This is a genomic window from Borrelia sp. RT5S, from assembly GCF_021165755.1.
GTDB lineage: Bacteria > Spirochaetota > Spirochaetia > Borreliales > Borreliaceae > Borrelia.
In genome coordinates this window covers 811,156-823,208 of the sequence record NZ_CP088936.1, presented here as the reverse complement: position 1 = coordinate 823,208, position 12,053 = coordinate 811,156, and the positions used below count along the sequence as shown (strand labels likewise).

Below are 12,053 nucleotides of genomic sequence, written 5' to 3'. Positions count from 1 at the left end.
AAAAAAAGATACAACGGAGCAAACTTGTAAATAATAAAAAACTGTATTAAACTGGTCCTAATTGTGAAATTTAACGAATATCAAGTACAGGCAAAAAAGACTGCTAGATATAGAAACAAAAAAGAAGAGTTGATCTTAACGACACTTGGCCTTGCGGGGGAGACAGGCGAAGTTGTGGGAAAACTGAAAAAGTTGATTCGGGATAAAGACTATGTACTTGATGATAGGTATTTACTGTCTATTAAGAAAGAACTTGGTGATGTATTGTGGTATATTTCAAGCTTAAGTGGTAATCTTGGGATAGCTCTTGAAGATGTTGCTATTACTAATTTAGAGACATTAAAAAAAGGGCATAAAGTTGAAGTTACGGAATTGAACGAATACCAAGCCTGGGCAAGTGAGATTGGTAGATACGCAAGCAAAAGGGAAGAATTAATCTTGACGATGCTTGAACTTGCCGAGGAAACAGGCGAGGTTATAGAAAAAATAAAAAAACTGGTTCGAGACAGAAACTATGTACTTGATGATGAATATTTATTATCTATTAAGAAAGAACTTGGTGATGTTCTGTGGTATATTTCAAGCCTGGGAAATATTCTTGGAGTAACCCTTGAGGATATTGCCATTACTAATTTGGAGAAATTAAAAAAAAGACATGAAGATGATACTATTAACGGTGAGGGTGATGAGCGATAGGAAGATAACTCAATGCCAAATAAATCAGATATACGGGCTTTGCTAAGCATTTACACAAAAGGTTTGTTAATAGGTATTGCTAACGTAATACCTGGGGTCTCGGGTGGAACATTGGCGATCACCCTGGGAATATATTATAGAATAATATATTCTTGCTCAGCCCTCATGGGGACAAAGGAGGGGAAGAATGCAACGTTTCTTATGGTACTCTCTCTTGGTATGCTGACCTCAATAGTGGTATTTTCAAAGTTGATTAAGATCTATCTCTTGGATGGGGAGACGCGGGAGGCTTTCTTAACAGTGTTTTTTATCGGATTAATTACAGGGAGCATATTTAGCATAAAAAAAGAAATTAGAGTGAAGGAGTACAATAATCAAGGCAATGCTATGAAATACTGCCTGTTCTCATTGGGCTTTTTTTCTGTATTGTCTCTTCTGATCATGGCAAACTACAATTTATCATTTGATACATCCAAGTATCAAGACAAAAAATCAATAGAGTACTGCCTACTGATTGCTAGCTCAGGTGTAATAAGCGGATCTGCTGTAATTCTACCGGGAATTTCAGGCTCACTATTACTGTTAAATCTTGGGTTCTATAAAGAAATCGTAAATATTGTCTCTGACCTTAATATAACACTATGCACAATATTTGGTGTATTCGCAGCAACAGGAGCAGGGATTACAACTCTGCTCCTTAAAAAGGCCATAGACAAGCATCTAATTAAATTTCTCTACCTGTCCATAGGCTTAATATCAGGCTCAATCTTACAAATGTCACTCAGCATTACGAAGCTTAACTTAAACCTCTTCCCGTCATTCTTTATAGTCTCCGCCATTCTACTTATCACAGGATTTTACATAAACAAAATGCTTGAAAACACAAAAAGCGAGAGCACTTTACCTAAAGTGCTCTATACCGAAGACCGGACTTGAACCGGTACGGAGCTTCCTCCTCAGGATTTTAAGTCCTGTGTGTCTACCACTTCCACCACTTCGGCAACGCTAGTAATCATATAATAATCAAATTATCATGTCAATCACTAAATATTTGAAAATTTACTTAATAACAATGCTTTTCGGAAAGCTATCTAAATACGATTCGTCATTTAAGTAGCTTAAAAGAAAATAAAACAAAGAATGAAAAGATACATTTGCTATAAAATTAGAATAAAGCCTATAATTAACGTTGTTAATTATAGGTATAGGATCAATCGAATCTTGAATTAAACTAAAAAATCCTTTTTAACGATTATATCCAACATAATAAGTTCGGCTTTATCTAGGATAAAAATTAAATTTTCATACTGAGAATTTAAGTATGTTATCTGCCCACTAAAAACATCTAAATCGCTCATTATCTCGTCATTAAGATTAAAAACAACGATTCCATATCTATTCCCTTTAAATACAAAATCAACAACAACGCCTAGTTTTTGCAAATAAATCCCTTCAACAAAACTTAAAATTTTAACCTTAACCGATTCTTTAGCAAGAACACTAATAGAATACCCATCACTCTGTCTAACAAAATACGACATTTTAAAATTTCCAAATGAAACCCTATTATTAATCAAATCCAACTCCTCATGACTATCCAAGTTCTTAACAATGACTAAATCAAAATTCGACAAAAAAACACTATAAGCAGCGTCTAATAACGAATTAAGAGAAGAAAGATTTCGATCAAAATTAGCAACACTAAACTCCAAAATGCTAAATTCTGTTTTCGATGAATTACAAGATAAAATCAGAAAACTAAGTAATAAATTTCTCAAGTTCAAGTCTAGTTTCAACAATCTTAAAGACAAGACCATATTTCATTGCATCTTCACTAGTTAACCAAAAATCTCTATCAGTATCCTTTTCTACTCTAGAAAGCTTCTGTCCTGTTTCCTTTGCAATAATATCATTAAGCTCTCTCTTAATTTTATTAAGCTCATTTGTATAAATCTCAATATCCGTAGCAACGCCCTTAAAACCACTTAAAGGCTGATGCAACAGATACCTCGCACGCGGCAAAGAAAATCTACTCTTTGCGTCTGATGCTAGGAATATCAAAGCACCCGCACTCGCCACAAGTCCAACTCCAATTGTAAAAACTTTAGGTTTCACAAATCGTATCATATTAAAAATAGCAAACCCAGCGTCAATATCACCACCCTCTGAATCGATATAGACAAATATAGGCTTTGCGGAATCTGAAGCTTCTAGAAATAATATCTTCTCCTGAAATAACTTTGAGGTATCCTTATTGATCTCTCCTGTAATGACTATTGCTCTACTCTTTAATGAAAACTCCAATGCTTGATGTACTTCCGTTTGCATTCTAAGATCTTTGCAGTTCATATTTTTACCTTTTCAATAAATTTAATGATACATATTATAATTTAAAACAAAAGGTTTTAAAATGTTTAAAACATCAAAAATTATCCTGGGAAACCATATAGAGTTAAGCATAAACAATGAGATAGATACCATGATAAGTAAAGCATCAATCTTGAAACAAAATACCCTAAAAAATTTCAACGATGGAAAAATTCACAAAAACTTAAAAATAAACAGCCTAGTACCACTGAAGCCGCCTGAAACAAAATTCCTAAAACAAAACCTTAAAACCCCAAGCATCACAATTGTCCTAAACTCAAACGTTTTATATTACAAAGGAATCTATTTCCTATATCATTTATCTCAAAAGGCGCTCTTTGGAGCTATAAAAGTATTAGCAAGAACAATCAATTTCTCAATCAAGTCAAAATTTATTGAGAAAAAATCAACGGAAGGCAACGCTTAAAAGGAGTATTATTAATGGAATTTGAATTTGCAGTCATTGGCGGAGGCATTGCTGGGAGTACTTTAACTTACGAGCTAATTAAAAGAAAAAAAAGCGTAATTTTATTTGATAATGAAAACGAAAAGGCAACAACTGTAGCGGGAGGACTGATTAATCCCATTATGGGAAGAAAAATGAATACTGCTTGGAGAGAGCCTGAAATTTTCAAATTCGCAATTCAATATTACAAGGATATTGAAAAAAATATTAACTGTAATTTTTTAGAAGAAAAACCCATTTTCAGACCATTTACTACAAAAACACAGAAGGAAGAAATTCTTCTTAAGATGAAAAAAGATAAAAATATAAAAAACTTCATCTTATCAATAAAAAGCGGAAAAATTTACGATTTTTCTTCCGATAATGATGGAGGAATGCTAACTAAGGGAGCCATAGTTAATACAACTTCATACATAGAAATCATTAAAAAGTATTTGCTAAAAAACAATGCATACATCAAAGCAGAAATCAATGAGGATAAAATTCAAATAAGTGAACAACTATTTAAAATCAACACATTTAAGTTCAAAAAATTAATCTTTACAAGAGGATATAAAGAAATAATTACAAATCTTTTCTCATATCTCCCATTCAAACCAGCAAAAGGAGAGATGCTAATATTGGAAATTAAAGGATTAAATCTTAGAGAAATTTATAACAGGCATGTATCATTAATACCTTTACAAGATCATAAATTCTACCTTGGTGGTACTTATGAATGGAAAAATTTAGACACAAACACAAACGAATGGGCAAGAGAGGAACTTATAGATAAACTTAAAAAAATTACAAACTTAAGCTCCAAAGTCATACAACATAAAGCACATGTAAGACCCTCTACCCTTGACAGAGAACCTTTCCTTGGAGAGCATCCAAAATACAAAAACATATTCATACTAAATGGACTAGGAACAAGAGGTATATCAATGGCGCCTTATCTATCTCAAATTATTCTAGATTACATTGAAAAAAAATATAGCCTTCCTTCTCATTATGATATTTACAGATATGCAAGTTTTTATAAAGAAACAAATAATTTTTTTTACAATATATCTAAATTTAGAAAAAAATAATATAATGTCTAGGTGCAAAATAAATCGAATTTTCAAAGCCGGGGTGATGTCTGTTTATGTTTTATGAGGTAGGTATTTCCGCTGAAATAAAGAGGGGCATCCGCTATTAGAATCAAAAATAAGAAAAGAAGACAGGTAATTTATGCAAATCGCCCTTTCATTTTTAAGGTAAAATTCCAAGCTAGTTCCTGTACCTTAAAAGACAGCAATAAAGAACTGGGAGAATATTTTTGAGTTTTAATATTAACATTCTTGGTACAGGGGGTACAAGGCCGTTACATAACAGGTATTTAACTTCTGTCCTGATAGAGCATTATGGAGACAACTTTCTCTTCGATTGTGGAGAAGCTACACAAATGTCCCTTAGAAAACAAAAAATATCATGGCAAAAAATTAAATTTATCTGCATTACACACCTGCATGCTGACCACATCACAGGATTACTTGGAATGGTAATGCTTATGGCACAAAGTGGAGAAACAAGAAAAGACCCTCTAACTGTCATTGGACCCGTTGGAATTAAAAGGTATTTGGAAACAAATATTGAACTTTTGAAAGTACATAAAAATTATGAGATTTTGTATCAAGAAATTATAATCAATAAAACAGAAGAGATTCTATACGAGGACAAAAGGAAGAGGATCGAATATAGGAAATTAAGACATTCTGTAGATTGTGTCGGATATCTGTTTGTAGAAAAAGATAAGCCTGGAAAATTTGACGACCAAAGGGCAGAGGCTCTTAATATACCTAAGGAACATATTAGAAAAAAATTACAGGATGGACATGAGGTTATACTTGATGGGAAGAAAATATTGCCATCTGATGTTCTAGGAGAAGCTCAGAAAGGTTTAAAATTCGCATACATTACAGATACAGGCTATTTTGAAGATTTAATTGCGCATATTAAAGACTTTAATCTAGTCATAATTGAGAGTACATTTAAAGATGAATTAAAAAGGGAAGCCGATAAGAAATTGCACTTAACTGCACGAGCAGCAGCGGCAATTGCAAGAAGAGCAGGGGTTAGTCAAACAGGTCTCATTCATTTTAGTGAAAGATACACATTAAACAAAGATTTATGTGAATTACTCAACGAAGCGAGGCAAGAATACCCGAATGGAGAAATATTTTTAACAAAAGATGGGATGCGGCTTGAAGCAGATAAAAATAAGTTTATTATAAAATATTAGTATCTTAAGGAGAAGTACATGATAAATGTAAAAAATGTCACTAAAGCATATGGTTCATTTACAGCCCTCTTTAATGTTAGCTTTAGGGTTAACGAGGGGGAAGTACTTGGCATACTTGGTCCGAATGGCGCAGGTAAGTCGACATTAATCAAAATTTTAACCTCGTTTCACTACCCCAGCAAGGGATATGTAGAAATCTTTGAAAGAGATATTACAGAAAATCCAAAAGAAATACTCCAAAATATAGGATACGTGCCTGAAAAACTAGCTCTTTATCCCGAACTATCTGTTAACGAATATTTAAACTTCATCTCAGAAATCAAATGTATTCAATCTCCCAAAAAAGAAATAGAGAAAGCCATGAGTGTTTTTAAACTCAACAGCGTTAAAAATAAATTAATATCTAATCTATCAAAAGGTTTTAAGCAAAGAGTAGGCATAGCTGGAGCTTTATTAAATAATCCAAAGCTTGTAATCCTTGACGAACCTACAAATGGACTTGATCCAAATCAAATTATAGAATTTAAAGATTTTTTGAAAGAACTGGAAAGAACTAGCACAATACTCTTCTCCTCCCATATTTTAAGTGAAGTGGAGTCTATCTGTAAGAGAATAATTATTATTAATAACGGAGAAATTATTGCTGATGACACTAAGGAAAACATAGCTAAAAACAGACTCAAAGAAACCGAGCTAGATCTAGTTGTCTACAAAGACTCTGAACTAACTAGAGAATATTTTACCAATAATGATATATTCACATTAATAAAAGCAGAGGAGCATGAAAATGAAATTAATATTTCACTGAAGCTTGCACCTGATAAAACGGAAAGAGAATTTTTTAATTACATCGTAAGTAAAGGCATCTTATTAAAGGCAATGATTCCAAAACACGAAAGCTTGGAAAAAATATTTAGCAAACTAACAAAGGAGATCGCATAATGAAAATAAACTTAAGGCAATCCTTGGCTTTGTCAAAAAAAGAATTAAAGGTTTTGTTCGGCACACCAACCGCATATGTTGTAATTCTATTCTTCTTAATATTTATAAACTTCTCTTTTATCTTTTTCTCAGGATTTTTCATCAAGGATAATGCATCACTAGTATCTTACTTCTCATCAATGCCCATTATTTTAATGTTAGTCTTGCCAGCACTTAGCATGGGAGTTTTTTCAGAGGAACACAAAACAGGAAGCATTGAACTACTTTATGCACTCCCAATAAGTCCACAAGAAATAGTAATTGGAAAATTCATTACACTTAAAATATTTACGTTAATACTTTTCGCTCTCACACTACCCCTTACAGTGATGACAATTTTTATGGGCGAATTTGACCTTGGCATAGTATTTCTGCAATATTTAGGAATAATCCTTTATTCTTATTCCGTTCTTAGTATGGGAGTATTTATATCTTCCATTACTAAAAGCCAAATAGTATCCTATGTACTAACTGTGTTCATTTTAGTGTTGATAATATTTTCAGGGAAGCTAGTAATGATATTTGGTAAAGAAAACATATTTGGAGAAATGCTCAACTTTATCTCAATTGCTAATCACTTTAGTTACTTTAATATGGGAATACTAAACCTATCAGATCTTATTTATTTTATTACATTCTCAGTTACATTCCTAATATTAACTTCGTATAGCATAAGATTGAAAAAATGGAGATAATTACTTATGAAAAACAAAAATAATGAGATTTTAAATCTAATTTTAAACCTTGGAATAATATTTTTAATTCTTTGCAACATAACTATTTTCGTTTTCAAAATAGATTTTACTAAAAATAAAGCTTTCACAATTTCTTCGGTTACAAAAGATTTGTTTTTAAATGCAAATGAAAAGATATATGTTACTTACTATAACTCAGCTAGTCTTGGTAATTATTTTGCATTTCCAGATCAGATAAAAAATTTCCTGACAAGTTTTTCTGATGCCTCAAATGGACAAGTAATTTACAGGGAAATAGATGCTGATAAGGTGTCTTCCCCTTTAGAACAAATTGGAATTCCATCCCAACAAATTGACCTCAGAGATATTAATCAACTCTCTATACTTAAAATATATTCAGGAATCGAAATAATTTATGAAGGAAAACGAGAGGTACTCCCCATTGTCACTGAGATTGGAAATCTGGAGTATGAACTTGCAAGTAGTCTAGATAAATTAATTAACAACACAAAAAAGGTTCTAGGACTTGTTTTTGGGGATACGACATTAAAAGAGACACATAAAAGCTTGACTGAGATAATGAAGAAAGCTTTCAAGACCGATATTCAAGAAATAGACCTTACTAAGGAACAACTAAAGGACATTAACGGCTTGTTTGTAATTGGTGCTAAGGAAATAAACAATGAATCAATGAAAAAAATTGACGAATTTATTGTAAATAACGGAAAGGTATTATTTGCTACAAGTAAAATTGATTATAATCCTCAAAATCCATACGCAACAGCTCCTCTTAAATCTCCACTTTTCAATCTAATTGAAAGTTATGGGGTTAAATACAATGAAAATATTATACTTGACAAAAGAGCTCCAAATCTTTTCTTGGGGGGTTATTTTCAAATATATCATCCTTGGATATTAATTGATAAAGGTAATATTATCGATCCCAAAAATCCTTTGTTTAAAAATTTCTATGATGCTTTAATTCCTTGGAGTAATTCACTAGAACTTGTGGAGGACAAAGAGAGCAACATAAAGTACTTACCTCTATTTGCAAGCTCCAAAGAATCTTGGCAAGTTAGAGATGAAAATATTTCAAGCATAGCGATGCATTCATTTGATGTTCCAAAAACTTTTGATAAAGAAGATACACAAAAGGTTCTTGGATATTATGTTGAAGGACAAATTAAGAGTTTTTTTAATGACAAAAAATCCGAAAATTCAAAGATAATTTTTCTAGGTTCAAGTATGGTGTTTAGTGATTATATGTATAATGGTTCACCTTCAAACTTTGAATTTGCTGGACGAATTTCAGATTATTTAATGCAAAAGGAGGCATTTTTTAGCATTAAATCAAGAGAAGTACGCTCTAAACTAAAATTTGTAAGTTCTTCACAAGAAATGCTAAATGCAAAATTTTTACTAATAATCGTAAATTTATTAATATTGCCAGCAGCAGTAATAATATTTGGAATTATCAGATTCACACAAAAAAGAAGAATCAACTAGTGAAGGAGCATTTTATGGAAAAAAAAGGCATATTATTAGGGAAAAAAGAGTACATAAAGATAGCGATGATTGGTATACTACTATCTTCATCCTTATTAGGAATAATATTTTCAAATGAAAATAAGGTTACAAGACTTTTACAAGAAAAATTAGTTGAAATTGACTTGAGTCAAATTGCAAAAATTGAGACAGATCTTGAGGGTACTCTTATAAAAACAGAAAGAGGATGGGAACTTGAATATAATGACGTTAACCTTCCAATTGATGAGAGAAAAGTAACCTCCATGATTCAAGCTTTAAAGAATTTACAAAAAAATAAACTTGTAAGCAGAGATCTTAAAAAGCATAAAGAATTAGGTATTAAAGATAAGCCAGATTTCAAATTTTTTGATGACAAAAATAACTTGATAACAGAGATATTTATTGGAAACTCAGGAGAAGGAGATTCAAGATTATCCTATATAAAGAGAAGTGATGATAATGTATACTTAACCAATAATATTTTCTTATCATACAAAGGTAATTCTTACAATACATTTGCAAATACTAAACTTTTCAGAGGGGAAAACGCAAACCTGGAAAAATTATCTCTGGTAGTGATTAATAGACCAAACAAAGATGAAGAAGATGCAATACAAAGTAGCTATAATGTATCTAGAAAAGATGAACTTTATTTTTTCAACGATAAGCCTTTAAAAAAAGAAAAACCACTGCAGATGATCAAAGAATTTACAACAGATGGATTTGAAATAAATAAAAATAAAATCAAGGAACATAAGCTAAAATACAACATTGAAATCACATGGAGTAACAAAAGTGTAAATAATATCGATATTTACTTTAATAAAGACGAAAAAGACAAAGACATTTTACTTAAGAAAGATAACGATGAGTATTACTACATCACCAATAAATGGGCTTTCTTCGATGTATTTAATTTAGAAAAAAATATAAAGATAAACGATACTCACTTTAGTGAAGATCATGCACACGAAGACCATGACCATCACCATTAATATTTTGATGTATGCAGTACAAGACGCAAAGAGAGAAATACAGATAAAGAAGAGACATTAAGACAAGATAAGAATTTAAAACATACAATATCCTGCTTTTTGGTAGGATATTGTAATATACAACTAAACTAATCAATTCATTACTCAATTCAAAGGTAGCCTTAAATTTTTTTATAAAAACACTGTTCTTTAAAAGCACTGGCTCTACTTCATCTGAGGATTTATAAATCAAATCATCTTTTGTTTTATAAGCTAAAATCCCATTAGCTGAAGAGCGCAAATAATAAGAACTAACCAAATCATGTTCTCCCAAAGTCTTATCAAAATACTGCTCCAAATCCAAGCCTCTGAAAAACTCCACATTATAAGTTCTAACGTCATCTATTAAATAAGCAAGATCAAAATCGATCTGGCTTATGAACTTGCTGATGAAATAAAAAAAAGTCAAAAACAAAAACAAGACTGCAGTAATGAAAAATAAAAAGTAGTACCTTACTAAACAAATATCTCTACTCTCTTACCAACAAACGTTTAATCTTTTGCAAAATCTCGTACTCTCGCCTACTCTTAAAACTACTACCCTTCCTAGCGTCAACTGCAAGCTCCCCCTCCAGTTTATCAATAAACTTAATTAAAACTGACCTCTCTTCGGAGCTTAATTCAAGCTTGCTTAAATAAGCATCATCATCAAACTTATTTATCACCTTCTCGACTTCAGTGAAACTAAAACTGGATGACTCATCTCCTAATCCATTCTCAGCTTGCATGTTAGGCAATTTTTCACTCTGTTCCAACCCCTCCCCCAAATTCTCTAACTGACTATTGTAAAGGTTCTCTTCCTCAAAATCTCCAATACAACTCTGTAAATCTGAACAATCTAAATCTGTTTTCAAAACATCTTCAAAATCGTCAAGTTCCTTAAAATCAGAAAAAACTCCACCTTCCTGCTTTTGACCACAAAAGTTATCACATTCCCCATTTAAAGTCGATTCATAATCATTTATACCATCATCTATTTTATCAACAGAAGCCTCAGCAGAATGAGAATCTTCTTCTCCTCCCTCATGTTCCTCGTTGCCCAAAAGCCCCAAATCTTCCTCAGGAAATGCCACTTCATCTTCATTTAAGCTCTCATTTAGATAAGAATCAAGATCTTCCATGTCACTCTCTTGCTTCTCAAAAATCCCTACACTACCAAGAGCATCAACATTATCATCTGCCTTCTCACTAAAACCGTCATCATTACTCTCCGAATCACTAGGCAAAACAAAAGAAGAAGCTCCCACTAGTGAGCTCTCCTCACTTTTTGAGTCAAAACCAATATCCAAAGGTTCCGTATCCTCCTCGCCGTTTCTAGTACTCCCGAAGTCAATTCCTTCCCCTGAAGACCCCCCCCCCTTGCATCCAGCCTCCACACCCGATTCATTAAATTCCACATCAGAAAGCTCTTCAACAGAAATATCCTTCCCTAAACCACCATCCCCACTTAAAATTCCCTTACTATCTTTTGAAATATCATTTAAACCCTCAAGTAAAGCATCCAACTCCTCTTGGTCAATTGCAATATTAGGCAAACTACTCTCCTTTCTTGAAGTAAATTCACCAAGCTCACTTTCCAACTTTGTATTGGACTGATCGAAGGAAGCCATGCTTTCAGAAGTCCTTAATATAGGCCTGCCAGACCCTTGAGAAGACTCTAAACCGTAGCGTATTTCATTCTCAACTCTCGAAATACGAACATCAACCTCTCTTAAATAATTAACCAGCTCAACATGTCTCTCTTTTAAGGAATCATCCAATTTTAATAACTTTTCATCCAAAAGCTCTTTAATCCCATCAGGATGCGGAGCATTACTGCCAACAACCGGAGAATGTGAAAAGACACGCTCCATATCAAAATCAACTTCTCTAGGTCCTTCTTTAACAAAAAAAGTACCCTTGTAACCCGCCGTATTCAAATTTATTCTCCAAATTCCACCTAATAAAATTTAAGCATCCACAGCCCATGGCAAAGCCTATACACTTGTAAATATAGTATATTAGCAATACAATTACAAGAT

General features: G+C 32.4%; 13 protein-coding genes, 1 tRNA gene and 1 pseudogene. 10 read left to right on the top strand and 5 right to left on the bottom strand.

The features are described 5' to 3' along the window. Positions 1-63 precede the first annotated feature (63 nt). From LSO06_RS03970 to LSO06_RS03960, 3 genes and pseudogenes are all read left to right on the top strand, one after another. A pseudogene (locus LSO06_RS03970) lies at positions 64-357 on the top strand (nucleoside triphosphate pyrophosphohydrolase family protein); the annotation flags it as partial. Between the two features lie 15 nt (positions 358-372). Next, positions 373-696: a nucleoside triphosphate pyrophosphohydrolase family protein gene (locus LSO06_RS03965; protein WP_370639802.1), complete on the top strand. Its 324-nt coding sequence runs from the start codon at positions 373-375 to the stop codon at positions 694-696. Positions 697-708: 12 nt separating this feature from the next. Beyond that, positions 709-1,632 carry a DUF368 domain-containing protein gene (locus tag LSO06_RS03960; RefSeq protein ID WP_231760744.1) on the top strand — a complete coding sequence of 308 codons (924 nt, stop codon included), beginning with the start codon at positions 709-711 and terminating at the stop codon, positions 1,630-1,632. On the opposite strand, the gene LSO06_RS03955 is transcribed toward LSO06_RS03960, so the two are convergent. The 3 genes from LSO06_RS03955 to LSO06_RS03945 all read right to left on the bottom strand — a co-directional run bounded on the left by LSO06_RS03955 (position 1,614) and on the right by LSO06_RS03945 (position 3,045). Continuing rightward, a tRNA-Leu gene (locus LSO06_RS03955) sits at positions 1,614-1,697 on the bottom strand. The genes LSO06_RS03960 and LSO06_RS03955 overlap by 19 nt on opposite strands. A gap of 225 nt (positions 1,698-1,922) precedes the next feature. Next, positions 1,923-2,408: a hypothetical protein gene (locus LSO06_RS03950; protein WP_231760743.1), complete on the bottom strand. Its 486-nt coding sequence runs from the start codon at positions 2,406-2,408 to the stop codon at positions 1,923-1,925. Between the two features lie 46 nt (positions 2,409-2,454). Continuing rightward, positions 2,455-3,045, bottom strand: a complete 591-nt coding sequence (locus LSO06_RS03945) for an ATP-dependent Clp protease proteolytic subunit (protein ID WP_231760742.1) — start codon at positions 3,043-3,045, stop codon at positions 2,455-2,457. Between the two features lie 61 nt (positions 3,046-3,106). On the opposite strand from LSO06_RS03945, the gene LSO06_RS03940 reads away from it, so the two are divergent. From LSO06_RS03940 to LSO06_RS03910, 7 genes are all read left to right on the top strand, one after another. Next, a complete protein-coding gene (locus LSO06_RS03940; RefSeq protein ID WP_231760741.1) occupies positions 3,107-3,490 on the top strand; it encodes a hypothetical protein in 384 nt (127 codons plus the stop codon). Between the two features lie 14 nt (positions 3,491-3,504). Beyond that, entirely contained in the window at positions 3,505-4,602 is a 1,098-nt protein-coding gene (locus LSO06_RS03935; protein ID WP_231760740.1) for an NAD(P)/FAD-dependent oxidoreductase, read from the top strand. A gap of 230 nt (positions 4,603-4,832) precedes the next feature. Continuing rightward, on the top strand, positions 4,833-5,795 hold the full coding sequence (locus tag LSO06_RS03930) for a ribonuclease Z (protein WP_231760739.1): 963 nt from the start codon (positions 4,833-4,835) through the stop codon (positions 5,793-5,795). Between the two features lie 18 nt (positions 5,796-5,813). Next, positions 5,814-6,737: an ABC transporter ATP-binding protein gene (locus LSO06_RS03925; RefSeq protein WP_231760738.1), complete on the top strand. Its 924-nt coding sequence runs from the start codon at positions 5,814-5,816 to the stop codon at positions 6,735-6,737. Continuing rightward, entirely contained in the window at positions 6,737-7,471 is a 735-nt protein-coding gene (locus LSO06_RS03920) for an ABC transporter permease (RefSeq protein ID WP_231760737.1), read from the top strand. Before LSO06_RS03925 ends, LSO06_RS03920 begins: the two co-directional genes overlap by 1 nt. A 6-nt stretch (positions 7,472-7,477) precedes the next feature. Beyond that, on the top strand, positions 7,478-8,977 hold the full coding sequence (locus LSO06_RS03915) for a GldG family protein (RefSeq protein ID WP_231760736.1): 1,500 nt from the start codon (positions 7,478-7,480) through the stop codon (positions 8,975-8,977). Between the two features lie 14 nt (positions 8,978-8,991). Then, positions 8,992-9,993, top strand: a complete 1,002-nt coding sequence (locus LSO06_RS03910; RefSeq protein WP_231760735.1) for a DUF4340 domain-containing protein — start codon at positions 8,992-8,994, stop codon at positions 9,991-9,993. Here LSO06_RS03910 and LSO06_RS03905 read toward each other — a convergent pair. Both LSO06_RS03905 and LSO06_RS03900 read right to left on the bottom strand, forming a co-directional pair. Then, positions 9,950-10,453 (bottom strand): hypothetical protein, encoded by a 504-nt coding sequence (locus tag LSO06_RS03905; RefSeq protein WP_231760734.1) that lies wholly within the window; start codon positions 10,451-10,453, stop codon positions 9,950-9,952. The two genes, LSO06_RS03910 and LSO06_RS03905, sit on opposite strands and share 44 nt — an antisense overlap. A gap of 49 nt (positions 10,454-10,502) precedes the next feature. Further along, a complete protein-coding gene (locus tag LSO06_RS03900; protein ID WP_231760733.1) occupies positions 10,503-11,951 on the bottom strand; it encodes a hypothetical protein in 1,449 nt (482 codons plus the stop codon). Positions 11,952-12,053: the final 102 nt, after the last annotated feature.

Coding starts and splice junctions, on each gene's coding strand:
- LSO06_RS03960 (WP_231760744.1), top strand. CDS start 709: ATGCCAAATAAATCAGATATACGGGCTTTGCTAAGCATTTACACAAAA.
- LSO06_RS03945 (WP_231760742.1), bottom strand. CDS start 3,045: ATGAACTGCAAAGATCTTAGAATGCAAACGGAAGTACATCAAGCATTG.
- LSO06_RS03940 (WP_231760741.1), top strand. CDS start 3,107: ATGTTTAAAACATCAAAAATTATCCTGGGAAACCATATAGAGTTAAGC.
- LSO06_RS03935 (WP_231760740.1), top strand. CDS start 3,505: ATGGAATTTGAATTTGCAGTCATTGGCGGAGGCATTGCTGGGAGTACT.
- LSO06_RS03925 (WP_231760738.1), top strand. CDS start 5,814: ATGATAAATGTAAAAAATGTCACTAAAGCATATGGTTCATTTACAGCC.
- LSO06_RS03920 (WP_231760737.1), top strand. CDS start 6,737: ATGAAAATAAACTTAAGGCAATCCTTGGCTTTGTCAAAAAAAGAATTA.
- LSO06_RS03915 (WP_231760736.1), top strand. CDS start 7,478: ATGAAAAACAAAAATAATGAGATTTTAAATCTAATTTTAAACCTTGGA.
- LSO06_RS03910 (WP_231760735.1), top strand. CDS start 8,992: ATGGAAAAAAAAGGCATATTATTAGGGAAAAAAGAGTACATAAAGATA.